This is a genomic window from Sphingopyxis panaciterrae (genome assembly GCF_011762125.1).
Taxonomy (GTDB): Bacteria; Pseudomonadota; Alphaproteobacteria; order Sphingomonadales; family Sphingomonadaceae; genus Sphingopyxis; species Sphingopyxis panaciterrae.
Window position 1 is genome coordinate 385,236 of sequence record NZ_JAASQN010000002.1, and the last position, 25,036, is coordinate 410,271.

Genomic DNA, 25,036 nt, shown 5'->3' on the forward strand with positions numbered 1-25,036 from the left:
CCGCGCGGAATCAGGCGACGCGCTGGATTCGCGGCCGCGTCGCCGATGCTGTGCGCGTCTGCACCGGGCTGATCACCGCTTCGATATCGACGGCTTCGGCGAACTGCACGCCGACGCGGTTTTCGGTCGACCAGCGCGCCTGCGCGTCGAGCCTGAATTCGGAACCGAATTCGAGGATCAGGTCGGTGCCCGCCGGAACATTCCACAATCCTTCGATCAGCGCGCCGCGCGACGACATGTTGCGGACGATCGCTTCATATTGATAGCCGCCGCTTGTGACCTGGATCGTGCGGAAGGTGGTGCGCCGCGGTTCGCGCGCACTTTTATACCCCTTCGCCTCGACGCGCCCGCCACCCGCGCGCAGCAGCGCCAGCACCTCGTCCAATTCCATCGGCTTGCCATAGATATAGCCTTGGACGTGGCTGCAACCGAGGCCGCGGATCAGCGCCAGATCGTCGTGCGTCTCCACCCCCTCGGCAGTGGTTTCCATGTCGAGCGCGGTCGCAAGACCGACGATCGACGAGATGATCGCGGCGTTCATGCTATTCGGGTCGGCGGCGCCGAGCACAAAGCTCTGATCGATCTTGATCTTGTCGAACGGCGCCTTTTTCAGATAGCCGAGCGCGGAATAGCCGGTTCCGAAATCGTCCAGCGCCAGGCGCACCCCGGTCCGCTTCAGCTTTTGGAACATCGCCAGATTTTCGGGGCTTTCGTCGAGGAAGACGCCCTCGGTAATCTCGAGCTCGAGCTGGTCGGGCATGATCGCCGCGGCCGAAACCGCGCTCATGATCGTCGCGGGCAGCTTTTCGTTGGCGAACTGCCGCGGCGAGACATTGACTGCGACGCGGTAACCGGGACCCAATCGCGCGATCGTCGCGCAGGCGGTGCGGATGATCCATTCGCCGATCGGGATGATCAGGTTCGATTCCTCGGCAATCGGAATGAATTTCGACGGGCTGATCACGCCCTCGGCCTCGCGGTGCCAGCGGATGAGTGCTTCGAACCCCGAAATCCGTTCGGTGCCGACGTCGACGATCGGCTGGTAAAGCAGCGTCAACTCATCCTTGGCGAGCGCGTCGCGCAGCGCGTCCTCGATCGCCTTGCGCTCGCTCGCCTGATTGTGCATCGCGTCGGCATAGAAACGATAGACGCCGCGCCCGGCATCCTTCGCGGCGTAGAGCGCCAGGTCGGAGTTGCGAACCAGCGCGGCGGCCGGCACCCCCTGGCCATGCGACACCGCTATGCCGATCGACGAGCCGATCCGCACCTGCTCGCCTTCGATCGCAAAGGGTTTGGCGAGGCTGAGGATGATCGCGTTGGCGATACCCGCGAGCTTTTCGGCCTGCGTGATCTGCGGCAGCACGATCTGGAATTCGTCGCCGCCGAGCCGCCCGACCTGCCCTTTATCGCCGACGATCTGGGTCAGCCGTCCAGCGACTTGTTGCAGCAGCTGGTCACCAACCGGATGTCCCAGCGTATCGTTCACCGCCTTGAAGCGGTCGAGGTCCATCAGCAGCAGCGCGCAGGGCTGCGCCTGCCCCGTGTGGCTGCGCAGCGCCCGGTCGAGCAGGTCGGTGATGTGAAGGCGATTCGCGAGCCCCGTCAGCGTGTCGTAGCGCACAAGCTGGTTGATCTCGCGCTCCGACCTCTTCTGTTCGGTAAGGTCGGTGCCGCTGCCGCGAAATCCCTGGAAATTGCCAAGCTCGTTGCTGATCGGGTTGCCCGAAATCGACCACCAGCGCTCCTCGCCGGGTACCGCCGCCTGAACGGTCAGTTCATTGAACGGGGTTCGCGACGACAGGCTGAAGCCCAGGGTGCGCTCCTCACTCTCGTCATTGCCGATGCGTTTTCGGATGATGTCGGTAAAAGGCCGGCCGAGGATATCCGACAGCGAAAACCCAAGCTTCGCCGCGACGGTCGGCGAGATATAGACGAGCTGGCCATAGCGGTCGGTTTCCCAGAACCAGCCGCGCCCCGCACGCTCGAAATCGCGGACGAGACCGAGCGCGCGCTGCTGATCACTGACCGCGAGCACAAGTGCGCGCGTCGCTCGGCGCTGGTGGCGGATATCCTCGCACATCATCACGATGAGCAGGCCCATGAAGACGAGCCCCGCGACCGCAAAGGGCCATGACGCGACCCCGATCGCGCCGCCAAATGCGGTCGCACCGGCAAAGGCGAAAAACGCCGGGCGCGCGATCGCCACCGCCGATGCCGCGACCAGAATCGACCCGACCTGGATCGCGGTGAAGGCATCGAAAAAGAAGCGCCCGTCGGGGACCGCGATCGCTGCAAACATTGCGGCGGCGTTGAACAATGTACCGAAGGCGATCAGCGCCATGCTCGCCGTGGTGACCCGCTTCAGGAGGTCCGGATGCGAGCCACGCGGTTTGCGCATCGCCTGCCCGATGACGGTGAGCGCCAGGTCGCACAGCAGACCCACCGCCATCACCAGCCATTGCGACGGATTGTGGAGGAACCCGGCGACACCGGGGACAAAGGCGAAGACGAAGAAGCTCAGCGCGCGGCCGATGAGCACATAATGCCACAGCTGCGCCACGCGCATCAGGCGCGTCACGAATTCAGGCGAATCGAACAGCGATTCGTCTGCGGACAGGTCGCTCACGACCGGCCGAACAATCTTGCGCTGAGCCCCCAATTCCATTCTTTCTCGGTCTCCAGAAGTTCGGAAACCTCTGTCGGAAAGGGATTGCCAAATCCTTATCGCAAAAGGCGAAATGCCCCATTATCGTGCCGAAATGGAAGATGTTCCGTTTCGCTTCGCAACTTGATATAGCGGACCCATGCCCGCCGTCCGCCTCCTGCCCCCCGACCGCTTCTTCGATCGCAGCCACTGGTCGGCGATCACAGCCGCATCGCGCTGGCGCGGAATGTGGCTTGTCGCGCATGCGTGGATCATCAGCATTGCGGTGGTCGGACTTGCCGCGTGGACCCAGAATCCCGCGGCATGGCTGCTCTCGATCCTGCTCGTCGGCGGACGCCAGCTGGGGCTGGCGATCCTGATGCACGACGCCGCGCACGGCCTGCTGCATCCGAACCGCAAGACGAACAATTTCCTCGGTCAATGGCTCACCGGCGCGGCGGTCGGATCGGATCTGATCGCCTACCGCACCTATCACCTTCAGCATCACAAATTCACCCAGCAGCCCGAAGACCCCGACCTGTCGCTGTCGAAGCCCTTTCCGACGACGCGCGCGAGCCTGGGGCGCAAGATATTGCGCGACCTGACAGGACAGACCTTTTTCAAGCAGCGCATGGCGCAATTCGGCTTCGCATTCGCCGGGCTGAAGGCGATGCTGCGCGGCGAAAAGGCCGAACAGGGCGCAAAGAGCACCAAGGCCGGAACCCCGTTCAACAAACAGTCCGACGACGGCGTGACGTCGCCGACGGTCGATGTCGCCGGCGCGATGGCGGTCGCCCGCGCGGTCGGGCGGTTCCTGGTCGTGCAGGCGGTGCTGCTCGCGGCGTCGCTGCTGCTCTATGGCTGGACGCCCTATCTGCTTTGGCTCGCGGGGCTGGCGACGACGTTCCAGCTGTACCTGCGTATCCGCAATATCGCCGAGCATGCGTGCACGACGACGGGGAGCCAGAATCCCTTCACCCATGCCCGCACGACGCATGCGGGCTGGATCGCACGCGCGACCGTCGCGCCCTATTGGGTCAATTATCACGCCGAACATCATCTGTTCATGGGCGTGCCCTGTTATCGCCTGCCCGCAGTCCACGCGATGCTCGGCGAACAGGGCAAGCATGAGGCGATGACGATCGCGCCCAATTACCGCGCCGTGCTGCGCCAGGTCATGGCCAAGGGCTGAGCGCCTATTCCTCGACGAAGCGCGCGCCCGCGCGGTCTTTCACGGTCTTTTCGGGGTCGAAGATCATCCCGTTCATCGCGACATAGACGCCGGGCGGCAGCGTCTGCACCGCCGCCAGCGCGAAGCCGACGTTGAATTCGGCATCGCTCGCACGCACCGACGCGGGCTGCATCGCCCCCGTCAGCACGATCGTCTTGCCCGCGATGCCAGCAAGCACGCGCCCGGTGACGACCATCGTGTCGGTGCCGTGGGTAACGAGGATATGCGCCGCCTCGCTCGCCGCCACCGCGACGCGGATCGCCGCGCGGTCGGCGTCGTCCAACTCCAGGCTGTCCTTGCGCATCAACTGAGTGACGCGATGCGGGACATGGACGTTGTTTTCGCGCAGCATGTCGGGGATCGCCGCGGGGCCGATCTGGAACTCCGACAGCGCGTCGAAATAGACTTTATCGATCGTCCCGCCGGTCGTGAAAATGTCGATCATGCCAAGGCCTCGGCAATCAGCCGCCGCGTGTTGTCGATCCCGAACAGCGCAATGAAGCTGCCCATGCGCGGCCCGGCGCTCGATCCAAGCAGGGTCTCGTAGAGTGCCTTGAACCAATCGCGCAGACTTTCAAAGCCATAGGCCTCGTTCTTGCCAATCTCATACACAATATTCTGGATATCGTCGGCAGACGCGTCGGCGGGCAGCGCCGCCAGCTTTTGGTCGAGGTCGCGCAGCGCCGCATCCTCGCCGCCCTGCGGCTTGCGGCGATTGAGCGTCGGCGCGACATAATCGCGGTTATACGCCATCGCATTGTCGATCAGCCGGTCGAGCTCGGGATAGGTTACGGCATTCGCGCCTTCGACATATTGGCCGAGATAGCGCCAGATCTGATCCTTCGACGCATCGGCGCCCATCACCCCGACAAGGTTGAGCAGCAGCCCGAAAGTCACCGGAAGCTCGGTCGCGGGCACCTGTTCGCCGCGCGCGACATGGACGTGATGCGCGGGGTTGCCGAGGCGCTTGTCGGGTTCCTGCGCCGGATAATTGCCGCGCATCTGCAGATATTCGTCGACCGCCTTCGGGATCACTCCGATATGGAGCTGCTTCGCCGCCTTCGGCTCACGATAGGCGAAGAAAGCGAGGCTTTCCTCGCTGCCATAGTCGAGCCATTGTTCGAGGCTGAGGCCATTGCCCTTCGACTTCGAAATCTTTTCGCCCTTTTCGTCGAGGAACATCTCGTAGATCAGCCCTTCGGGCTTTTGCCCGCCGAGCGCGCGGGCGATCTTGCCCGACTGGACGCCACTGTCGGTCAGATCCTTGCCGTACATTTCATAATCGACGCCGAGCGCGACCCAGCGCATCGCCCAGTCGACCTTCCATTGCAGCTTCGCGCCGCCGCCGAGGATCGAGTGGGTGATCGTCTCGCCCTCATCCTCGAACGAAACGAGGCCGGCGTCGGCATCGACAACGGTCACCGGAACCTGCAATACGATACCCGACTTCGGGCTTACCGGCAGGATCGGCGAATAGGTCGCGGCACGCTCGGCGCGCAGCGTCGGCAGCATGATGTCGAGGATGTCCTGATTGTGACGCAGGACATTCTTCAGCGCGTCGTCGAACGCGCCCGCCTGATAGCGTTCGGTCGAGCTGACGAATTCATAGTCGAAGTCAAACCGGTCGAGAAACTCGCGCAGCATCGCGTTGTTATGATGCGCAAAACTTTCATATTTTCCGAACGGATCGGGAATGCCGGTGAGCGGCTTGCCGAGATATTCGCGCAGCATGTCGCCGTTCGGCACATTGTCGGGCACCTTGCGGAGGCCGTCCATATCGTCGCTGAACGCAACGAGCCGCGTCGGCGCGCCGCCGGTCAGCGCCTCATAGGCGCGGCGAACCATCGTCGTGCGTAGCACTTCGTTGAAGGTGCCGATATGCGGCAGCCCCGACGGCCCATAGCCGGTCTCGAACAACACAGGGGACCCGCCGGGCTTGCCCGCGGGATAGCGTTTGACCAGCTTGCGCGCTTCCTCGAACGGCCAGGCCTTGGACGTTTGCGCGGGTTCGCGCAGCGACGGGTGAAGATGCAAGTCAGTCATGGCAGCGCCCATAGCGGGAAGAAGGCACAATGGGAAGAAGCACGGAATTCTGCGCAACTTCACTCGGGAATCGCATATTCGCCCTACTTTGGGAGGCGCTTAAAGCCTCAAAAGACCCGCGTGCGCGCGGTGTTTTTGCGTCCTTTGTGGCTTTAGCAGGATGAGTGAGGTGAAACATCGCACCGTCCAAGCACGGCCGGATAATATAGGAAAGCGCTATCGGGCGCGTGGATGGTGATGGCGGCTTTGGGGTGGGGAGTTGCCTTAGCCTTCCTTCGTCATCCCCGCGAAGGCGGGGATCCCGCTTGACGACGGTGCAGGGAAAAGCGGGATTCCCGCCTTCGCGGGAATGACGTGGTAAAGATGCGCAAACGTCCACTTCCAGCCGCTAACCGCCGCGCCCACTGCCCTGCCAATGACAAAGTCGCTCACCTCCACAACACATCCATCATGGTTACCCGAAATTTACCATCTCGCTCTAGCCTTGCCGCCATGACACATGCTCGCTCGCCCTCGGCCCGGCGCCATATTCGCACCAGCGTCGCCCTCGACGTCACCGTCAACGGTGTGCTCAACCATGTCGAGGGGCGCATCTGCGACCTGTCCGAAGGCGGGGCGCGCATCGATGGAGCGACGCTGCCCGAACGGACGCGCTGCGAAATCCACTATGCCGGGCAGACGGTCTACGCCGTCGTGATGTGGGCCGAATATGACCGCATGGGCGTGCGTTTCCCTTATGAACTGACGAGCGGCCCGCTGCACAAGGCGCTCGAACGCGCGCGCGGCGCCACGGCGATTGCCCCCGGGCAGATGTTCCTCGCCAATCGCCCCACGGGTTTCGGCCGCCGCGGCCTCAGCTGAGCATCAGAAGGGCGCGATGGCGACGCCGTCGCGCTCATTGTCCCAGATCATCGCCATGATCCGCCAGCCGCGATCGGGGTCCCTGAACAGCTGGATCGAATTGATCCCGCGCCGTTCGGGCTTTGCATCGTCCAGCGCGGCGCGCGCCTCATAGGCGCTCCATGCGTGCGCGATATTGCCGAGCACATCGATCCGCCGCGCGATCTCTATCTCGAAAAAATCATTCTCGGCAAAGAAGGGCGTCGTATCGCGGGCATAGTCGGCGAGCCCCATGCTGCGGAAGGTCGCGCGTCCGTCGGGGCCCGCCGACGTCCGGATCTGGCGCGCGTCGGGATGAAAGCAATTTGCCTGCCGCGACCAGTCACGCGGTCCCTTCGGTCCCGAGATCATCGCATACATCTCGTCGATCACCGCGCCGATCGCCGCTTCTTCGCTCATTTAAGTGTCCTTTCGCCCTGGTCCTGCAGAAAATCATCCTGCTTTTCCCATCCATCGCAAGAAGAAAGCGTCGCACTGCGCCCCACCTGCCTTGCCGCGTTCGCCTTTTGTCCCTAGTCTGGCGCGGTGCAGCCCGCTCCAGCTCCCCTCTCCCTTCCCGCCATCCATGCGAGCCATGTCGGCATCTGGATCGCCGATACGGCGGGACGCGTGCAGCGCGTCGGGCGCGGCGAAGCGATCGCGGCGGTCGCGGCAACGCCGCACCTGTTGCTCGGCGCGACGCTGACCGGTGACCGGCTCGGTTATCCCGAGCTTTCGGGGCTCGACCTGCTCGAACTGTTCGCCTTCCTCTATCCGGCACGCTTCGCGGTTCCGACCCCGGCCGGGATCGCCGCAGCGATCGGACTGGCGCCGCCGAAGGCCGAGGAAGACATCGCCGCTTTCCTGCCGCTCGCCACCGCGGCGATGCTGGCAAGCCTCGATAGCGATTGGCCCGAACGCGAAGGCGCGTGGCACGGCCTGCAATCGCTCGCGCGCCAGCGCTGGCCGTGGGCGCCGCTGATCCAGCCGCGCCTCGCGGCACCTGAAAAGGCCGATCGCTGGCTGTTCGCCCGCCTGCCCGAGTGGGAGGAACTGCCGCCGCGCGCGGCACCGCGCCAGGTGCGGATCGCCGAAGCCGACGTCGCCGCGCGGCTCGACCGGTTGACCGGCGACGGTGCCGAGCGGCGGCCGGGGCAGCAGGATTATGCGCGCGCCACCGCCGCGATCTTCGAACCGCGCGAGCGCAAGGATGCGCCGCAGATGCTGGTCGCGGAGGCAGGTACCGGAATCGGCAAGACGTTGGGCTATCTCGCCCCCGCCAAGCAGTGGATCGACCAGTCGGCGGGCAGCGTCTGTATTTCGACCTTCACCAAGGCGCTGCAACGCCAGTTGTCGCGCGAAACCGAACGGCTCTACCCCGACGCCGCGACGCACCGCGAAAAGGTCGTCGTGCGTAAGGGGCGCGAAAATTATCTCTGCCTGCTCAATCTGGAGGATGCGTTGCAGGGCGGTTTTTCGGGGCGCGCCGCAATCCTCGCGCAGCTGGTCGCGCGCTGGGCTGCCTATACGCGCGACGGCGATATGGTCGGCGGCGACCTGCCCGGCTGGCTGCCCGCGCTGTTCCGCCGCAACGGCACGACCGCGCTGACCGACCGCCGCGGCGAGTGCATCTATGCGGGTTGTCCGCATTTCCGCAAATGCTTCATCGAACGCTCGGCGCGCGCCGCGACGCAGGCCGATATCGTCATCGCCAACCATGCGCTGACGATGGTGCAGGCGGCGCGCCCGCGTGATGCCGGCGCGGCGGCGACACGGCTGATCTTCGACGAAGGCCATCATCTGTGGGATGCCGCCGACAGCATGTTCGCGTCGGCGCTGACGGGCCAGGAAGCGGTAGAAATCCGCCGCTGGGTGCTGGGACCCGAGGGCAAGTCGCGCGGGCGGCGGCGCGGGCTCGCGGCGCGGCTCGCCGATGTCGCGAGCTATGACGAAGCGGGTGACCGCGCGATCCAGGCGGCAATCGCCGCGGCGGGCGAACTGCCCGGCGACGGCTGGCTCGGCCGCTTGTCCGAAAATGACCCGTGGGGGGCGATCGAGCGGCTGCTCGTCGCGGTGCGCGGGCAGGTTTACGCGCGCGCTGTCGAGGCGAAAACCGCCGACAGCGGCTATGGCCTCGAAACCGAGCTGGCCGATCCCGATGCCGCGCTCGTTACGGCGGCGGCGAGCGCGAGCGATGCGATCGAGGCGCTGCTCCGCCCGTTGATGACGCTCGGCAAGCGGCTCGACGCGCTGGTCGACGATCCGCCCGACTGGCTCGACGGCCAGGCACGGGCGCGGGTCGATGGCGCGCGCCACAGCCTGGGCACGCGGATCGACACATTGGGCGGCTGGCTGTCGCTGCTCGGCCGCGTCGGCGGGCCTGCCGACCCCGATTTCGTCGATTGGCTGGCGGTCGACCGCTTCGACGGGCGCGAGTATGATTGCGGCCTCCACCGCCATTGGCTGGACCCCGCGCGGCCGGTCGCCGAGGCGGTCTATCGCCCGGCGCAGGGCGTACTCGTCACCTCGGCGACCTTGCGCGGGGGCAGCCATATCTCGGGCGGCTGGGCCGAAGCCGATATCCGCACCGGCGCGCGGCATATGGACGGCCCGGTCCATCATTTCGCGGTGCCGAGCCCGTTTGATTATGCCCGCCAGTCCGAAGTGCTGATCGTCACCGACATCGCGCGCGGCGACCTGCCCGCGCTCGCCGGCGCCTACAGCCGGCTGATCGAGGCGTCGGGCGGCGGCGCCCTGGGTCTGTTCAGCGCGATCCGGCGGCTGCGCATTGTCCACGCGCGCATCGCCGACCGGCTCGCCCGTGCCGGGCTGCCGCTCTATGCGCAACATGTCGACCCCCTCAACACCGGGACGCTCGTCGACATCTTCCGCGCCGACCCGCATGCCTCGCTGCTCGGCACCGATGCGTTGCGCGACGGCGTCGACGTGCCCGGCGATTCGCTGCGCCTCGTCGTGATGGAAGGGGTGCCCTGGCCGCGCCCGACGATCCTCCACGCCGCCCGCCGCGCCGCACAGGGCGGCGGCGTCTATGACGATATGGTGATCCGCGGCCGCATCGCGCAGGCGTTCGGGCGGCTGATCCGCCGCAGCGACGATTTCGGGCAGTTCGTGATGCTGTCGCCCAGCTTCCCCTCGCGGCTGCTCGCCGCCTTTCCCGACGGCACGCCGATCCGCCGCCTGCCGCTCGACGACGTCGTCAATCATGTCGCCGCGGCCAATGTCGAACGGCGAAAAAGCGCATATGCTGCCTTTTCACCGTCATGAGTTTGCGGCACAAGGCGGCGAATTCGAGAGCATGAAATGAAGCGGTGGGGAAGATTTTGAAGAGTTTGACGATATTGCGCCACGCCAAATCGGGCTGGGACGCCGCCGTGGAGCGCGATTTCGACCGTCCGATCAACGCCCGCGGCCAGCGCGGCGCCGAATTGATCGGGCAATGGCTGAAACGCCAGAAGCTGCCCGTCGACCGCATCATTGCCTCGCCTGCGGTGCGCGTGACGCAAACGCTCGACATCTTCCAGCCCGCGGCGGAGCTGGACGGGCTCGAACCGCATTGGGACCGGCGCATCTATCTCGCCTCGGCCGCAACGCTGATCGACACGCTTCGCGAGACCGGCCACGATGCGGAAAACTTGCTGATCTCCGGTCATAATCCGGGGCTTGAGGATCTGATCCTGATGCTCGTTCCCGACACGGCGGACGATGCGCTGCGCGCGCAAGTCGAACAGAAGCTGCCGACCTCGGCGCTCGCCCGGCTCGAACTCGACATCGACGACTGGCAGGCGCTCGATACCGGCATCGCGCGCCTCACCGCCTTCATCCGCCCGCGCGACCTCGATCCGTCGCTGTCGCCGGCGATGGACGACGACTGATCCGGAAACGGCAACGATCCAGATCGGCGCATGGTTCGAGCACCGCGACGAAACGCGCGCAGGATGCGCCCCTAACCCAGCGCCGCGACCAGCCGCTGGCGTAGCACGACGAGTGCCTCGACCGGCACGCCCGCATCGGGGCCGCGCCCACCCGCCGGAACGGATGCGGTCGCCGCCGCTTCGACGGCTACCGCCTTTCCATCGCCTTCCGACAAGGCTTTGCGCGCGCCATCGACGGTGAAGCCTTGCACATGGAGCAGGTGATGAATCCGCTCGGCCAGCGCGGCATCCTCGGCGCGGTAATAGCGGCGGCGGCCCGAACGCTGGAGCGGCTTCAGCTGCGGAAACCGCGTTTCCCAATATCGCAGCACATGCGTCGGCACGCCGATGCGCTCGGCAAGTTCGCCGATCGCGAGCATCGCACCGCTGGCTTTGCCGGTCGCAGCGGAGCCGGTCGCAGTGGGATCGTCAGGAGCAGCCATGGCCGAAGCCGGGCTTATTTGCCGGCGACGCGAGCACGCATCGTCTGGCTGGCCCGAAAGGTCATCACCCGCCGCGGCAGGATCGGCACCTCGATACCGGTCTTGGGATTGCGGCCGATACGCTGCGCCTTGTCGCGCAGGACGAAGGTGCCGAAGCCTGAAATCTTCACATTTTGCCCGTCGGCGAGCGCGTCCGACATATGATCGAGAATCGATTCGACGATGGTCGCCGATTCGTTGCGCGACAGCCCGATTTGCTGGTTGATCCGTGTCGCGATGTCGGCGCGAGTCAGTGTCCCTGCGGTCATGATCTTCCCTTCCCCCTCCTGAAGCGGATGAATTGCTGAATCCCTGACGGCCCCCACCGTCGCGAGTCTCGACCCATGTTGTAACAAAAGCGAATTAATCCGCCAAACTGAAACGGATGGAGCGAGAAGTTGACGCGGTGAGTTTCTTTTACCGCCGTGGGAGCGGCACCGGCCCGCTTCCCATCAAACTATACGCGCAAGACCGCGGCGCCCCAGGTGAAGCCCCCGCCCATTGCTTCGAGCACCACCAGATCGCCGCGCTTGATCCGCCCGTCGCGCATCGCGAGGTCCAGTGCCAATGGCACGGAAGCGGCGGATGTATTGGCATGCTGATCGACGGTCAGCACGACCCGCTCGGCGGGAAGCCCCAGCTTTTTGGCGGTCGCATCGATGATCCGCTTGTTCGCCTGATGCGGCACGATCCAGTCGATCTGGTCGGGCGACAGGCCGATTTCGGTCATCACTTCGCCCAGCACCGACGCGAGATTGGTGACGGCATGGCGGAACACTTCGCGTCCCTGCATGCGGACATGACCGACAGTGCCGGTGGTCGACGGGCCGCCATCGACATAGAGCATGTCGCCATATTTGCCCTCGGCGTGCAGCCGCGTCGCAAGGATACCCTGATCGTCGTCGACATGTTTCGCGGACAGCACGACCGCGCCGGCCCCGTCCCCGAACAGCACGCACGTCGTGCGGTCTTCCCAGTCGAGGATGCGGCTGAACGTCTCGCTGCCGATCACCAGCGCATGCCTGGCGGCGCCGGTGCGCAGCATGGAATCGGCGACCGACACGGCATAAAGGAAACCCGAACAGACCGCGGCAACATCGAACGCGATGCAATCGGGCGCGCCGATCAATGCCTGCACTTTCGTGGCGCTGGCGGGAAAGGTGTTGTCGGGGGTCGCTGTGGCGACGATGATCAGGCCGATATCCGCAGCTTCGAGCCCGGCCGCCGCCAGCGCTTCCTTTGCCGCCGCGGCGCCGAGCGTTGCGGTCGTCTCGTCGGGTTCGGCGATATGGCGGAAACGGATGCCGGTGCGTTCGACGATCCATTCGTCGCTGGTGTCGACGCGGTCAGCCAGTTCGGCGTTCGACACGCGGGTGCGCGGCAGCGCCGAGCCGGTGCCCGTGAGAATCGCGCGAAGCGTCACTTCGCCGACCCGTTTCCGAAATTCGCGAGATCTTCGGTCACCTGACGCGTAATGTCCTTTTCGATCAGCTCGGCGCAAAGATGCACGGCCTTCGCCACACCCTTCGCATCCGCGCTGCCATGGCTCTTGAGCACCACACCGTTGAGGCCGAGGAACACCGCGCCATTGTGGTTGTTGGGGTCGAGATGGTGGCGCAGCAATTCGGTCGCCGGGCGCGAGATCAGAAACCCGATCTTCGAACGCACCGAAGAGGTGAAGGCGCGGCGGAGAAGGTCGGTCACGAACCGTGCCGTCCCCTCGATCGTCTTCAGCGCGATATTGCCTGAAAAACCGTCATGGACGATGACATCGACGTCACCGCGCGACAATTTGTCGCCCTCGATGAAGCCGACGAACTCCATCGGCAGCCCCTGCGCCTCGCGCAGCAGCGCCGCGGCATCGCGAATTTCGTCGGTGCCCTTCAGTTCTTCGGTGCCGATATTGAGCAACGCGACGCGCGGGCGATCAAGCCCCATGGCGGTGCGCGCATAGGCGGCGCCCATCACCGCGAACTGGGTCAGGTTGGTCGCGTCGCACTCGGTGTTCGCGCCGAGGTCGAGCATGACGACGTCATTGTCGCCGAGCGTCGGCAGCAGCGCCGCGAGCGCCGGCCGGTCGATCCCCGGCATCGTGCGCAGCGCGATCTTTGCCATCGCCATCAGGGCGCCGGTATTGCCCGCCGAGACGGCACCGCCGGCGTCGCCGCGCTTCACGGCGTCGATCGCGAGCCCCATCGAGCTGCTTTTCGCCTTGCGGATCGCCTGGCTGGGCTTGTCTTCACCCGTCACCACGCCGTCGGTGTGGATGATATCCGACGCCGCGCGCAGATTGGGGTGGTTTTCGAGCGCCGCCTTGATCCGCACCTCGTCGCCGACGAGGAGGAAGCGGAGGCCGTCGTGCTGATGGCGCGCCATTGCGGCGCCGGCGCACATCACGCGCACGCCGACGTCACCGCCCATCGCATCGATTGCGATTCGCGGTGTCAGTGCCATTCAGCTGCCCTCCGGCTTAATGATTAAGCGCCGACCGACACCACTTCGCGGCCATTGTAATGGCCGCAGGCGTTGCAAAGATTGTGCGGGCGCTTCAATTCGCCGCAGTTCGGGCATTCCTGATAGGCTTCGACCTTCAGGCTGTCGTGGCTACGACGCATGCCGCGCTTCGAGGGCGAGGTTTTACGCTTGGGGACGGCCATGATATTTCCTGCATTATCAAATGTTCATACGAATCGGCGAACCCGGACTTGTCGCTTCCGTTGCCGGAAATGACTGGCCCGCCCGCCGCGCTGAAGGCTGTTTCCGCCCGAAAAAGGCCGAAAAATCTTCCGCCGGAAGGTGCCTCAACGCCAGATGGTGTCGGGTGCCGGATCGGGCGCGGCTATAGCGTTTTTGCTCGCAAAGGCAAGCCCCGAGGCGCGATACATATCATTGTCCTTGCCTCGTCACCCCGGACCTGATCCGGGGGTGACGCCAATCGGCGTCTCAAAAAGCGGGACCCCGGATCAACTCCGGAGTGACGAAGGGGTAGAGGAACGAGAGGGAAGCATTTCTTGCCCTGCCCCGTCGGCGGTGCCACATCTCCATGGACTGCCGGAATACCGGCCGAACAATGGGGGGAGCCGATATGATTTTGTTGCCGATCAGCCTGACCATCGCCGCCGGGGCGACGCTGCTCAACCTGTGGCTGACCGTGCGGGTCGGACGGGTGCGGACGCGCGAGAATATCTTCGTCGGCGACGGCGGCAATGAGGCGGTGATCCGCCGCATGCGCGCGCACAGCAATTTCGTCGAGAATAGCGCCTTCGTGCTGATCCTGCTCGCGCTCGTCGAACTCGGCATCGGTTCTTCATTGTGGCTGTGGGGCGCGGGTGCGCTCTTTCTGGTCGGGCGCATCCTGCACGCGCTGGGCATGGACGGGATGAAGGGCGGCCGCATGGCGGGCACGGTCATCACGATCGTGACGCAGCTCGGCCTCGCGATCACCGCGATGCTTGCCGTCTATCTGACTCCGGTGAGCTTCAGTTCGACCGCGGTGACCGAAACGATCGCGGTGGAAGCCCGGTAAATCTCGCCAGCGTGCGGGAGGATCTAACTTCCCAACGCCATGTCGCTGACATAAGGATTCGTTCGCCGTTCGTGCGCGAAATTGCTGTGCGGGCCGTGCCCGGGCAGAAAGGTGGTGTCGCCGCCCAGCGGCCATAGCTTCCGGGTGATCGAATCGAGCAATTGCTGGTGATTGCCGCGCGGAAAGTCGGTGCGCCCGATCGATCCCTGGAACAATACATCGCCGACGACCGCCAGCTTCGACGGCGCATGATGGAAAACGACGTGCCCCGGCGTATGCCCCGGGCAATGAATGACGTCGATTACCAGATTGCCGACGGTCACGGTATCGCCATCGACGAGCCAGCGGTCGGGTTCGAATACTTCGCCTTCCATGCCGAAGCGCTCACCCGCCGTAGCCAGGCCTTCGATCCAGAAGCGGTCGTCCTCGTGCGGCCCTTCGATCGGCACCCCCAGCTCCTTCGCCAGCACCCCCGCCTGTCCGCAATGGTCCATATGGCCATGGGTGACGAGGATCTTCTCGATCTCCACCCCGGTCTGCCGCACCGCATCCTTCAGCTTGTCGAGGTCGCCGCCGGGATCGATGAAGGCGCCCTTGTTGGTTTCGGTGCACCACATCAGGGTGCAATTCTGCTCGAAGGCGGTGACCGGCACGATCGCGGCGCGCATCGGGGGATTGGGAGCGTTCATGGCGGACGATGTGGGGAAAAGCGTGCCGATTGGCAAGGGCTCGCGGGGGAGACGGGGTTTCCGGTGACGGCCGGGAGTTGCCGTTCCCTTTTTCGTCACCCCGGACTTGATCCGGGGTCCCGCTGGACGTCGAAACCTGCGCTATCCTCAAAAAAGCGGGATCCCGGGTCAAGCCCGGGATGACGAAGGTGAGTGGAACTCATGGCAGCTCACCACCCCACCCCTATCGCAGCGTCATCGTGTCGCCTTCGACATTCACCGCGTCGAGCTTGGCCAGATAGCTCTGCCCGAGCAGCGAGACACCCATGTCGGCATCGACCACCGCCGCTTCGACGCCGCGGACTTCGATGCCGCCGATTTCGACGCTGTCGAGCATGACGGTGCGCATCGGCACATCGCCGCCCGCGGTGCGCGCGGTGCCGCTGACCGGCAGCCGATCGACGTCGATGCCGATCGTTTCGGCATCGCGGCGCGTCAGCGCGACGATCGATGCGCCGCTGTCGACCATCATGCGGATGCTGGTGCCGCCAATGTCGGCGTCGGCATAGAAATGCGAATCGCCCGCGCGATCGATCCGGACCGCGCCCGACGAGCTTTTACCCGCAGCCAATTTGGCTGGCGCGGCCGAGGACCAGCCGCCGCGGTGCTTTCGCTCGGTCGTCCAATTGCTATTGTCGTCGCCGCCCCCGGCGCTGGCGGGCGGCTCGGCGGCGCCGTTCATCGAGCGGCCGGCGATGCCCGCCATGCCGACCGATAGCGCCGCGATGATCGCGGCCAGTCCGAGAAAACGCCCCAACATGGGCGCCCTTTTCGCAGACACTCGTTGGTTATTGGTTAAGCCGGCGCGGGGTCAGCCACGCTCGACGAACGCGCGCCAGCCCGGCACGCCATCGCGCATCGAATAGGCGATCCGCGCGCAGGCATAGGACCGGCCCGCCGCATTGTCGGCCTCGGCCGCGGTCTTTGGCCATGCGCTATCGCCGCCCTGCCCCGCCGACCAGCAGACGAGCGCCTCGGCCTCGGGCCGCGCAGCGATTTCGGCGCGGTCGGCCGCCGAGTAGGACGCGGGCAGGCTCCATCCGAAAATCCGGCGTTCGACGGGGCCCGGCGCGGCCAGCACCGGCGCGAAGGCCGCGCATCGGTCGCGAAGCAGCGCCGCGACGTCCCGGCGGTCGCCTTCGCTGAGCCAGCGCCCGCCGAGCAACGGCTGCCAGCGCGCGGCATCGCCCGAACGCAGCGCCGGCAACAGCGCATCCGCCGCCGCCTCGAAGCGGGCGCGCCAGGGCGAATCCGCCGCGATCGGCGCCAGCGGCGACGGCGTGGCGGCCGCTTCGGGTTCGATCGCGACGAGCGGCACGGCACCGGCGGGCGGAAGCGGTTCGGGGGTGCAATCGCCGGCGGCAAGAGCCGGTGTCGCGGCGAAGGCGGCGACGAGCGCCGACGAGATCAAGAACGCGCGCATGACCGGCAATGTAGCAGCCATGGCTGCACCTGTCATGAACCGGTTGCGGCCAGCCCCTCGCGCATCCACGCCGGTGCCTGCGCGGGATCGATCGCCTCGACGCGCCGGTGCTCGACCGACAGGCCGAGTTCGGGATAACCGATCACCTGCCGCTTTTCGTCGGCGTCGGCGAGCGGCACGACGACCAGCCGCCGGTTGACCTTCTGCCGCCAGTTCATCCGCGCGGTATTTTCCTGTCCGACGTAGCAGCCTTTGGTGAAGCTGACCCCGTGCAGTTCGGCGGCATTGCATTCGAGCCACAGGGTTGTGCCGTCGCCCAATTCGGCGCGGCCTTCGGTCACGCCGAGCGCCAAGCGATGCGCGCGCCATGCGGCGTCGGCGCCCTCACCGTCCCCGGCGGGCGCGAGCCAGCGCTGACCGAGCCCGGACAGGCGCGGATCGACGACGCCGAGGTCGCCTTCAGGCGCCCAATGGACCGCAAGGCCGGTTTCGGGCGCGATGGTGATCGCGCGGCGCAGCCGGTAAAGCGTCAGGCGTTTCTGGAGCGCCTCGGCAGCGTCGCGCTCGCAATCGATCAGCACATCATCCGCGTCGCCCCAGATCATGAAGTCGAATTGCACCTTGCCCTGTGCCGTGAGCAGCGCCGCCCACACCGGCAGATTGCCCGAGGTGTCGTTCGTCACCAGCCCTTGCAGGAAGCCGCGAACGTCCTCCCCCGACAGACGAAGGAGGGCGCGATCGTTGAGGGTGGTATTGGCCATGGCGATAATCTAGGGACGCCCGAGCCAAAACCAAGCCACTTATCGACGAGACTTTCGATGACCGACCGCCTGACCATCCGCCGCCCCGACGACTGGCACGTCCATCTGCGCGACGGCGCGATGCTGGAGCATGTCGCGCAATATACCGCGCGCCAGTTCGCGCGTGCGATCATCATGCCGAACCTGTCGCCGCCGGTGACGACCGCCGAGGAAGGCCGGGCATACCGCGACCGCATCAATGCCGCGGTGCCCGCCGGGCTCGATTTCACCCCGCTGATCGTCGCCTATCTGACCGATCACAGCGATGCCGGTGAAATGGCGCGCGGCCATGCCGAGGGGGTGTTCACCGCCGCCAAGCTTTACCCCGCGCACGCCACGACCGGCAGCGCGCACGGTGTTACCGATGTCGCGAAGATCATGGGCGTGCTCGAGCGGATGCAGGATATCGGCATGCCGCTCTTGATCCACGGCGAGGTCACCGATGCCCATGTCGACATCTTCGACCGCGAGGCGGTGTTCATCGAACGCACGCTGGCGCCGCTGGTGAAGCGGCTGCCCGGCCTGAAGATCGTCTTCGAACATATTACCACCGCCGAGGCGGCGCAGTTCGTCGCCGAGGCGCCGGCCAATGTCGCCGCGACGGTCACCCCGCAGCATCTGCACATCAACCGCAACGCGATGCTGGTCGGCGGCATCCGCCCGCACGCTTATTGCCTGCCCGTCGCCAAGCGCGAGCATCATCGGATTGCGGTGCGAAAAGCGGCGACCTCGGGCTCGCCGAAATTCTTCCTCGGCACCGACAGCGCCCCGCATGCGGTGCACACGAAGGAAGCGTCATGCGGCTGCGCGGGGATCTTCAACGCGCCCTATGCGCTCGAAAGCTATATCAAGGCGTTCGACGAGGATGGCGCGCTCGCCCATTTCGAAGGCTTCGCGAGCGAGCATGGCCCGCGCTTCTACGGCCTGCCGCTCAACGAGGGCACGGTGACGCTGGAGCGCGGCGAGACGGTCGTCCCCGACCGCATCGGCGAGGTCGTGCCGTTCCACGCCGGCGAGACGCTGGGCTGGCGGCTGGTATAACCCGTCAGGCGCCCGCGCCCCCGGCCACCCTGTCGGCGCGCAGCTTGCGCCACATGTCGAAGCTGAACACCGCGATGCTGACCCAGATCAGCAGGAAGCAGAGCAGCTGGACCGGCTTCAGCGGTTCGTGAAACACGAACAGGCTGAGTAGAAACTGGACCGTCGGCGCCAGAAATTGCACAAAGCCGAGCGCGGCGTAGCTCATCCTGCGCGCGGCGGTCGCGAACAGGAGCAGCGGCACAGCGGTGACCACCCCGCCCGCCGCGAGCAGCCAGCTGACCCCGCTATCGCTTCCGAACCCGCGTCCGTCGCCGATCCCGATATAATAAACGGCCGCGGCGAGCGCGACGGGCAGCAACACCGTGGTTTCGATCGCCAGCCCGGGCAGTGCGCCGACCGGCACGACCTTGCGGATCAGCCCGTAGAGGCTGAAGCTGAACGCCAGGGTCAGGCTGATCCACAGCGTGTCGAGCGCGCCGCCGAGCAGGATCGCGACGCCGACCGCGGCGATCGCCACCGCGACCATCTGCAACCGCGAAAGCCGTTCGCCGAGAAAGATCATCCCCAGCATCACATTGACGAGCGGGTTGAGATAATAGCCAAGGCTCGCGGCGAGCACATGGCCGGTGAAGATCGAATGGATATAGACGAGCCAGTTGAGCGCGATCAGCACCGCGCTCGCCACCAGCATGCGCAGCACGCGCCAGTCCTTGAGTGCCGCCGCATAATCACCGATCTGGCGCCGGAACGCCATGATCAGGAAACAGAAGGGCAGCGACCAGATGATGCGCTGCGCCAGCACTTCGACCGCCGGCACGCTTTCGACCAGCTTGAAGAACAGCGGCACGAAGCCCCAAAATCCGTAGGCGGCCAGCGCATAGGGCAAGCCACCCTGGTTGCTCCCCGCGGGGGCGGTTTGCTGAGTCATGTCGAAAAAGCCTTTCGGCCAGAGATCAGATGATGCCGCCGCCGAGCATGAGGCGAATGACGCCGATCACGATAACGACGATGTTGAGATTGCGCCCGCTTGTCTTGTCCGACATTGCCCCAAGTGCAAGGCCGACCACGGCGAAAGGGATGATCACCCAGTTCGCCCAGCCGAGCAGCGGGATGAACGCAAAAACAGCCAGAACCAGCGCGATGGCGCCAATGACGAGCGATCCGATATTGAGCATGGACGATATGTCGCACGCCCTTGGCGATGCAGCAAGACCCTTTCGGTTCATCGATGAAAACATTCGCTTCGTCTTGTTGCCTTGCGTTCATGCAACGGGAATTGGACCCCGCTCGTTTGTCCTTTCGAAGCGCCCGGTGCCTCCCGCAAGGAGGCGAGGCGCAGAACCAGGAAAGGACTTACAGGATGCGTAATTTCAAAGCACTGCTCGGTGCGATCGCGGCAGCCGGTGTCGTCGCCACGACCCCCGTGCACGCCGGCGTTTCGACCGCCGTCCAGGCGCCGGGCTATCACGCCGGCGAACAGACCAACGATTTCTACAAGAAGCGCCGCCATCGCGATCGGGATCGCGACTATTATGCGCGCGACCAGCGGGTCAATTCGAACACCCGCGTCTGGCGCGACAATGACGGCCGCTATCGCTGCAAGAAGGACAATGGCACGACCGGCCTGCTGATCGGCGGCGCCGTCGGCGGTGTCGCCGGCCACGAAATTGCCGGCGGCGGCGACAAGCTGCTCGGCACCGTAATCGGCGCCGCGGGCGGCGCGTTGCTCGGCCGCGAGATCGACAAGAGCAAATATCGCTGCCGTTAAGCGATAGAGCTACCGTTACGGGTGTGGGTCCGAGACCCCTCCGCCTGCACACGTGATGGTGAGGGCGCCGGCCGCGAGGCCGGTGCCCTCAACCATTGCGTGAGCGGGCCGCCGTCCGTTTGGCGGCGCTCTTTCGCGTTCGGACCGTTCATGCAGGTCCGGGGGGCAGGACCAGGGGCTTGCCCCGCACGCCCGCTTCCCGCAGAAGCATCGGCCCAACTGCGGAGATACAAGATGTTGAACGGCCCCCTGCTCGTGACCGATCGTCTGATCCTCCGCCCGCCCGCAACCGAGGATTTCGAGGGTTTCGCCGAAATGTGCGGTGAAGCCGACACGATGCAGTTCCTTGGCGGCACCTGCCCGCGCTCCTCCGCATGGCGGCAATGGTGCACCTTGGCGGGCGCCTGGCACATCCGCGGCTTTTCGATGTTTTCGGTGATCGAGCGCGACAGCGGCGAATGGGTCGGGCGGCTCGGCCCGTGGGAACCCGACGGCTGGCCCGCGCCGGAGATCGGATATGGCGTGCGCGCCAAATTCGCGGGCAAGGGCTATGCCTTTGAAGGCGCGATCGCGGCGTGCGATTTCGCGGTCGAATTCCTGAAATGGCCCGAACTGATGCACAGCATCGATCCGGCGAACATCCGCTCGCAGGCACTCGCGCAGCGCCTCGGCGCCACGAACAGCGGTCCGACCCGCCTTCCTGCCCCCTTCGAAGACGCACCGGTCGACGCGTGGACGCAAAGCGCCGACGCGTGGCGCGAGAAGCGCAAGCAATTCAAATTATGAGCTCCCGTTCCCGGTACCCGATCCGCCATGGGTCAAAAGCGTCCCGGTCCGGCACAGTTTTCAGCTAACAAAGTCTTACCCGTTAACGCATTTTCTTTGCACCTTTTTAACCAGGATCGGGCATTCCCGGAAGGATATTAAGGGAGTGTTAGCTATGATGGTGCGGGCAAAATGGCTGGTTGCAGGAATGCTGATCGCGACCGCTCCGTTGGCGGGTTGCCGCGACAACCCCAATAACAAGGCCGAACTCGCGCCGCTCGACGACGGGCTGACCAATGCCGACCCGACAATCAAGGGCTCGCTCGAAGACAAGATCATGGTCGACCCGAAGCTGGCGGGCCAGTCGAACCAGAATGCCGTTGGTCCGGGCAACCGCCCCGTCGATGGCGGCGTCCCCGGCGTGGCGAGCGGCAAGGCCGCAACCGCCGCCGAAGCCGCCGCCGCCCAAGCGGCCGGCAAGCTGCTTTCCGCACCGAAAGCGCTGCCTTATGAAGCCGATTGCAAGGGCGATTGCGCCGCGGCGGCAAAACGCCCCGCCACGATCGGCGCGCTTGCGCGCGAACAGGCCAAGGGCAGCTGCGATGCCAAGCTGACCTATGGCAACGCCTGGGCCGACCGCCTTCCCGCCGCGTTCAAACTCTATCCGCGCGCCACGCTGCGCGAGGCAGCGGGTGTCGCCGGCGGCAAGTGCAATATCCGCGTCGTCAATTTCCAGACCGCGGCGTCGATGCAGGCGGTGCTCGATTATTATCACACGATGGCGGTCCTTGCGGGCTACACCAGCGATCACCGCGTCAACGGCGACGAACATGTCCTCGGCGGGACGAAGGGCGACCTCGCCTATGTCCTGTTCATGCGCCGCGACGGCGGCATGACCGACGTCGATCTGGTCGCATCGGGCGGGAAATAAGCCTTCGCGCCTGCGAAGCCCGCTTCGAATCCGGGCTGGCGCCGACGCCGGATCATCGGGCGGATGACCGCGCCTGAATGTTCTTGATACGTTCCCGATCGCACCCTACGCTGGCAACCCCGTCAGCGTAGGAAGCGTTTAATGAAGCTCGAACCAGCGTGCATCATCGACAATATGGACCTGTCTGATCGCGTTTTTTCCGACATCGACCTGGCGGGAGCGCGGCTGACCGCGTGCGTGATGCGCGACGTCCAATTTTCGGGAACCTGCCTGCAGGATGCCCGCTTCGACGAATGCCGCTTCGTCCGCTGCCGCTTTGCCAATGTCGACCTGCGCGATGCGGTTTTCGAGAATTGCAGCTTCGGGGACGATAGCGGGCATATTGGCACGCAGTTCGCTTTCTCGCGCATCGATCAAGCGCGGTTCGACCGCTGCGACCTGTCGTTCGCAAAGTTCGACCGCTCGTCGCTGTTCGGGATCGAACTCACAGCCTGCAACTTGCGCGGCGCGGTGTTTCACAAGGCGGACTTCTTCCGCACCTTCAGTCGCAAGCTCGTCAAATCGGCGGTAAAGATGCGCAGTTGCAATCTGGAATTCGCCGACCTCAACGACGCGCGCATGCCCGGCGGCGATCTGACAGGATCGAATTTGCGCGAAGCAATCTTGTTCGATGCCGATCTGGAGGGTGCCGATCTGCGCGGCTGTGATCTGGTTCAGGCACTGATCGCAGGCGCCAAGCTGGCGCGCGCCGACCTGCGCGGCGCCGATGTCGCAGGTCTGAACCTCAAGGAACTTGCCACGATCGAGGCTATGATCGTATCGGCCGACCAGCAATATCCGCTGCTGGCCGCCATGGGGCTGGAAGTCTACGCCGAATGAGCCGCAGACGCGCGGCGCAACCAAAAAAGGCCCCGGTCGCCCGGGGCCTTCTTGTTCGTTGCGTGACGACGGCAAGCCGTCAGATCTTGTCGCCCAGCGCGCCCTTGACCTTGCCCTTCAGATTCTGGGCTTCGCCCTTGCGCTCCTGAACTTCGCCTTCGGCACGGAGGCGCTCGTTATCGGTCGCCTTGCCGACCGCTTGCTTGACGTTACCGGCGGCTTCATTGGCGAGGCCTTTGGCTTTATCGGTCAGTTCACCCACGGAGATTCTCCTTCACTTCGCAGAGGCGGAGGGGTCGCCTCTTGCAGGATAAACGGGTGAGCAGGGCACATGTTCCGCCGCGCGGGATAAAGCGTTCGGAAGCAAGGATAATTAGCCGGACGGCAGCTTAGGGGCGGGGAGCGGATGTTCGGTCTCCCACTTTCGTCATCCCTGACCTGATCCGGAATCCCGCTTTTTGAGGACATCGGCAGGTTTCGACATCAAGCGGGACCCCGGGGCAAGTCCGGGGTGACGATAAAGGAACGGCGGCTCCCGGCCGCCACCAAACCCTAAATCAACCCTGCCAGCGGGCTCGACGGATCGGCATAGCGGCGCACGCCCATCCGCCCCGCAAGATAGGAATCGCGCCCCGCCTCGACCGCCAGCTTCATCGCGCGCGCCATGCGGATGGGGTCCTTTGCCTCGGCGATTGCGGTGTTCATCAACACGCCGTCGCAGCCAAGCTCCATCGCCACCGCGGCATCGCTCGCCGTTCCGACGCCCGCATCGACGAGCACCGGCACCGACGCGCCTTCGACGATCAGGCGGATCGTGACGCGATTCTGGATACCCAGCCCCGATCCGATCGGCGCACCGAGCGGCATCACCGCGACCGCGCCGGCATCCTCAAGCTGCTTCGCCGCAATCGGATCGTCGACGCAATAGACCATCGGCAAAAAGCCTTCCTTGGCCAGCACCTCGGTGGCCTCCAAAGTCTCGCGCATATTCGGGTAGAGGGTCTTCGCCTCGCCCAGCACCTCGAGCTTCACGAGATCCCAGCCCCCCGCCTCGCGCGCGAGGCGCAAGGTACGGATCGCGTCGTCGGCGTTGAAACAGCCCGCGGTGTTCGGCAGGTAGGTGATCTTCTTCGGGTCGATATAGTCGGTCAGCATCGGCGCGGCGGGATCCGAGACATTGACGCGCCGCACCGCGACGGTGACGATCTCTGCCCCCGACGCCGCGACCGCGGCGGCATTCTGTTCAAAATCCCTGTATTTGCCGGTGCCGACGATCAGCCGCGACGTGAACGTCCGTCCGGCCACGGTCCAGGTGTCGCTCTTATCCACTTTCAATCCTTATTCTGTACCACATTCGCGATATCACCGAGCGGATCGCGAACGAAAAAGCGCCGGACGCCCCACGGTTCGTCGCGCAGGGCATAGACGATCTCGTGCCCCGCCTCGATCGCGCGCGCATGCACCGCATCGACGTCATCGACGCCGACCGAATAGGCGGGGCGCAAGCCCGACGGGTCATCGCTGATTATGCTGATCTGCGCCATCGGCTGCGTGGCCGAGCGATAGAGGCTGATGAAATCCATCGCCATCGCCATCGCCGTCTCCAGCCCCAGCACCTGGTTGAAGAAATCTTTGCCCGTTTGCGGATCGCCGGTGTAGCGATTGGGGATTATCCGCGCGACCGCCATCAGCCGCCTCCCACGAAATGGACGATTTCCAGGGCATCGCCTTCTGCCAGCGTCACCTCGGCCAAGGTCGAGCGCGGCACGATCGCGCGGTTGCGTTCGACCGCGACCTTTTTCACGTCGAGCCCCAGCGAGGCCACGAGGTCCGCGATGCTGCCCGCGCGCACCTGCCTGGGATCGCCGTTGAGGATGATCGAGATCACCGCATTCCGCCTTCTTTGCCTTTTGCCGAGCAGCCCATATAGGGGGACCGCGCGTCCCCGCAACCGAAAGACCCAG

General features: G+C 65.2%; 29 protein-coding genes. 10 read left to right on the forward strand and 19 right to left on the reverse strand.

The window, feature by feature from the left end:
• Window positions 1-10: 10 nt before the first annotated feature.
• The gene (locus tag FHR22_RS09445; RefSeq protein ID WP_243853630.1) at window positions 11-2,665 is read right to left on the reverse strand and encodes an EAL domain-containing protein; all 2,655 of its coding nucleotides are present in this window, start codon (window positions 2,663-2,665) and stop codon (window positions 11-13) included.
• A 139-nt stretch (window positions 2,666-2,804) separates the two neighbouring features.
• Between FHR22_RS09445 and FHR22_RS09450 the strand changes: the two genes are divergently transcribed.
• Window positions 2,805-3,836 carry a fatty acid desaturase family protein gene (locus FHR22_RS09450; protein WP_166941468.1) on the forward strand — a complete coding sequence of 344 codons (1,032 nt, stop codon included), beginning with the start codon at window positions 2,805-2,807 and terminating at the stop codon, window positions 3,834-3,836.
• Between the two features lie 4 nt (window positions 3,837-3,840).
• On the opposite strand, the gene FHR22_RS09455 is transcribed toward FHR22_RS09450, so the two are convergent.
• Window positions 3,841-4,320, reverse strand: a complete 480-nt coding sequence (locus FHR22_RS09455) for an asparaginase domain-containing protein (protein ID WP_166941470.1) — start codon at window positions 4,318-4,320, stop codon at window positions 3,841-3,843.
• Window positions 4,317-5,918, reverse strand: coding sequence for a lysine--tRNA ligase (locus FHR22_RS09460; protein ID WP_166941472.1), 1,602 nt, complete (start codon window positions 5,916-5,918; stop codon window positions 4,317-4,319). Before FHR22_RS09460 ends, FHR22_RS09455 begins: the two co-directional genes overlap by 4 nt.
• A 492-nt stretch (window positions 5,919-6,410) precedes the next feature.
• Here FHR22_RS09460 and FHR22_RS09465 point away from each other — a divergent pair, with 492 nt between their 5' ends.
• A complete protein-coding gene (locus FHR22_RS09465; protein WP_166941474.1) occupies window positions 6,411-6,779 on the forward strand; it encodes a PilZ domain-containing protein in 369 nt (122 codons plus the stop codon).
• Between the two features lie 3 nt (window positions 6,780-6,782).
• On the opposite strand, the gene FHR22_RS09470 is transcribed toward FHR22_RS09465, so the two are convergent.
• A complete protein-coding gene (locus FHR22_RS09470) occupies window positions 6,783-7,217 on the reverse strand; it encodes a DUF4440 domain-containing protein (RefSeq protein ID WP_166941476.1) in 435 nt (144 codons plus the stop codon).
• Between the two features lie 126 nt (window positions 7,218-7,343).
• Between FHR22_RS09470 and FHR22_RS09475 the strand changes: the two genes are divergently transcribed.
• Complete coding sequence (locus FHR22_RS09475; RefSeq protein ID WP_166941479.1) at window positions 7,344-10,082, forward strand: helicase C-terminal domain-containing protein; 2,739 nt, start codon at window positions 7,344-7,346, stop codon at window positions 10,080-10,082.
• Between the two features lie 56 nt (window positions 10,083-10,138).
• Window positions 10,139-10,690: a SixA phosphatase family protein gene (locus FHR22_RS09480; protein ID WP_166941481.1), complete on the forward strand. Its 552-nt coding sequence runs from the start codon at window positions 10,139-10,141 to the stop codon at window positions 10,688-10,690.
• Window positions 10,691-10,761: 71 nt separating this feature from the next.
• Here the strand turns inward: FHR22_RS09480 and FHR22_RS09485 are convergent, their stop codons facing one another.
• The 5 genes from FHR22_RS09485 to rpmF form a co-directional block, all read right to left on the reverse strand.
• A complete protein-coding gene (locus FHR22_RS09485; RefSeq protein ID WP_166941483.1) occupies window positions 10,762-11,172 on the reverse strand; it encodes a MerR family transcriptional regulator in 411 nt (136 codons plus the stop codon).
• 14 nt (window positions 11,173-11,186) lie between these two features.
• Window positions 11,187-11,480, reverse strand: a complete 294-nt coding sequence (locus tag FHR22_RS09490) for an integration host factor subunit alpha (protein ID WP_054733622.1) — start codon at window positions 11,478-11,480, stop codon at window positions 11,187-11,189.
• A 188-nt stretch (window positions 11,481-11,668) separates the two neighbouring features.
• Window positions 11,669-12,634 carry a beta-ketoacyl-ACP synthase 3 gene (locus FHR22_RS09495; protein WP_166941485.1) on the reverse strand — a complete coding sequence of 322 codons (966 nt, stop codon included), beginning with the start codon at window positions 12,632-12,634 and terminating at the stop codon, window positions 11,669-11,671.
• Window positions 12,631-13,665, reverse strand: a complete 1,035-nt coding sequence (plsX, locus tag FHR22_RS09500) for a phosphate acyltransferase PlsX (protein WP_166941487.1) — start codon at window positions 13,663-13,665, stop codon at window positions 12,631-12,633. The genes FHR22_RS09495 and plsX overlap by 4 nt, the downstream gene beginning before the upstream one ends.
• A gap of 23 nt (window positions 13,666-13,688) precedes the next feature.
• Window positions 13,689-13,868: a 50S ribosomal protein L32 gene (gene rpmF / locus FHR22_RS09505; RefSeq protein ID WP_056348227.1), complete on the reverse strand. Its 180-nt coding sequence runs from the start codon at window positions 13,866-13,868 to the stop codon at window positions 13,689-13,691.
• A 428-nt stretch (window positions 13,869-14,296) separates the two neighbouring features.
• Here rpmF and FHR22_RS09510 point away from each other — a divergent pair, with 428 nt between their 5' ends.
• Entirely contained in the window at window positions 14,297-14,737 is a 441-nt protein-coding gene (locus tag FHR22_RS09510; protein ID WP_208417600.1) for an MAPEG family protein, read from the forward strand.
• Window positions 14,738-14,760: 23 nt separating this feature from the next.
• Here the strand turns inward: FHR22_RS09510 and FHR22_RS09515 are convergent, their stop codons facing one another.
• From FHR22_RS09515 to ygfZ, 4 genes are all read right to left on the reverse strand, one after another.
• Complete coding sequence (locus FHR22_RS09515) at window positions 14,761-15,426, reverse strand: MBL fold metallo-hydrolase (protein ID WP_166941489.1); 666 nt, start codon at window positions 15,424-15,426, stop codon at window positions 14,761-14,763.
• Window positions 15,427-15,649: 223 nt separating this feature from the next.
• Complete coding sequence (locus FHR22_RS09520) at window positions 15,650-16,225, reverse strand: retropepsin-like aspartic protease family protein (protein ID WP_166941491.1); 576 nt, start codon at window positions 16,223-16,225, stop codon at window positions 15,650-15,652.
• Window positions 16,226-16,276: 51 nt separating this feature from the next.
• Window positions 16,277-16,909 (reverse strand): hypothetical protein, encoded by a 633-nt coding sequence (locus FHR22_RS09525; protein ID WP_166941493.1) that lies wholly within the window; start codon window positions 16,907-16,909, stop codon window positions 16,277-16,279.
• 11 nt (window positions 16,910-16,920) lie between these two features.
• Window positions 16,921-17,649 carry a CAF17-like 4Fe-4S cluster assembly/insertion protein YgfZ gene (ygfZ, locus tag FHR22_RS09530; protein ID WP_166941501.1) on the reverse strand — a complete coding sequence of 243 codons (729 nt, stop codon included), beginning with the start codon at window positions 17,647-17,649 and terminating at the stop codon, window positions 16,921-16,923.
• 57 nt (window positions 17,650-17,706) lie between these two features.
• On the opposite strand from ygfZ, the gene pyrC reads away from it, so the two are divergent.
• Window positions 17,707-18,729, forward strand: a complete 1,023-nt coding sequence (gene pyrC / locus FHR22_RS09535) for a dihydroorotase (protein WP_166941503.1) — start codon at window positions 17,707-17,709, stop codon at window positions 18,727-18,729.
• A 4-nt stretch (window positions 18,730-18,733) separates the two neighbouring features.
• Here pyrC and rarD read toward each other — a convergent pair whose 3' ends face one another.
• The gene (gene rarD / locus FHR22_RS09540) at window positions 18,734-19,657 is read right to left on the reverse strand and encodes an EamA family transporter RarD (RefSeq protein ID WP_166941505.1); all 924 of its coding nucleotides are present in this window, start codon (window positions 19,655-19,657) and stop codon (window positions 18,734-18,736) included.
• 25 nt (window positions 19,658-19,682) lie between these two features.
• Window positions 19,683-19,904, reverse strand: a complete 222-nt coding sequence (locus FHR22_RS09545; RefSeq protein WP_037516131.1) for a membrane protein — start codon at window positions 19,902-19,904, stop codon at window positions 19,683-19,685.
• A 185-nt stretch (window positions 19,905-20,089) separates the two neighbouring features.
• Here FHR22_RS09545 and FHR22_RS09550 point away from each other — a divergent pair, with 185 nt between their 5' ends.
• The 4 genes from FHR22_RS09550 (at window position 20,090) to FHR22_RS09565 (ending at window position 23,072) form a co-directional block, all read left to right on the forward strand.
• The gene (locus FHR22_RS09550; RefSeq protein ID WP_166941507.1) at window positions 20,090-20,497 is read left to right on the forward strand and encodes a glycine zipper 2TM domain-containing protein; all 408 of its coding nucleotides are present in this window, start codon (window positions 20,090-20,092) and stop codon (window positions 20,495-20,497) included.
• 234 nt (window positions 20,498-20,731) lie between these two features.
• Window positions 20,732-21,283 carry a GNAT family N-acetyltransferase gene (locus tag FHR22_RS09555; protein WP_166941509.1) on the forward strand — a complete coding sequence of 184 codons (552 nt, stop codon included), beginning with the start codon at window positions 20,732-20,734 and terminating at the stop codon, window positions 21,281-21,283.
• A 154-nt stretch (window positions 21,284-21,437) separates the two neighbouring features.
• Complete coding sequence (locus FHR22_RS09560; RefSeq protein WP_166941511.1) at window positions 21,438-22,193, forward strand: hypothetical protein; 756 nt, start codon at window positions 21,438-21,440, stop codon at window positions 22,191-22,193.
• A 141-nt stretch (window positions 22,194-22,334) separates the two neighbouring features.
• The gene (locus tag FHR22_RS09565) at window positions 22,335-23,072 is read left to right on the forward strand and encodes a pentapeptide repeat-containing protein (protein ID WP_166941513.1); all 738 of its coding nucleotides are present in this window, start codon (window positions 22,335-22,337) and stop codon (window positions 23,070-23,072) included.
• 79 nt (window positions 23,073-23,151) lie between these two features.
• Here the strand turns inward: FHR22_RS09565 and FHR22_RS09570 are convergent, their stop codons facing one another.
• The 4 genes from FHR22_RS09570 to thiS all read right to left on the reverse strand — a co-directional run bounded on the left by FHR22_RS09570 (window position 23,152) and on the right by thiS (window position 24,960).
• Window positions 23,152-23,334: a CsbD family protein gene (locus FHR22_RS09570; RefSeq protein ID WP_166941515.1), complete on the reverse strand. Its 183-nt coding sequence runs from the start codon at window positions 23,332-23,334 to the stop codon at window positions 23,152-23,154.
• 290 nt (window positions 23,335-23,624) lie between these two features.
• On the reverse strand, window positions 23,625-24,407 hold the full coding sequence (locus FHR22_RS09575) for a thiazole synthase (RefSeq protein ID WP_166941517.1): 783 nt from the start codon (window positions 24,405-24,407) through the stop codon (window positions 23,625-23,627).
• The gene (locus tag FHR22_RS09580) at window positions 24,404-24,760 is read right to left on the reverse strand and encodes a VOC family protein (protein WP_166941519.1); all 357 of its coding nucleotides are present in this window, start codon (window positions 24,758-24,760) and stop codon (window positions 24,404-24,406) included. The genes FHR22_RS09575 and FHR22_RS09580 overlap by 4 nt, the downstream gene beginning before the upstream one ends.
• Window positions 24,760-24,960 (reverse strand): sulfur carrier protein ThiS, encoded by a 201-nt coding sequence (gene thiS / locus FHR22_RS09585; protein ID WP_341786592.1) that lies wholly within the window; start codon window positions 24,958-24,960, stop codon window positions 24,760-24,762. Before thiS ends, FHR22_RS09580 begins: the two co-directional genes overlap by 1 nt.
• Window positions 24,961-25,036: the final 76 nt, after the last annotated feature.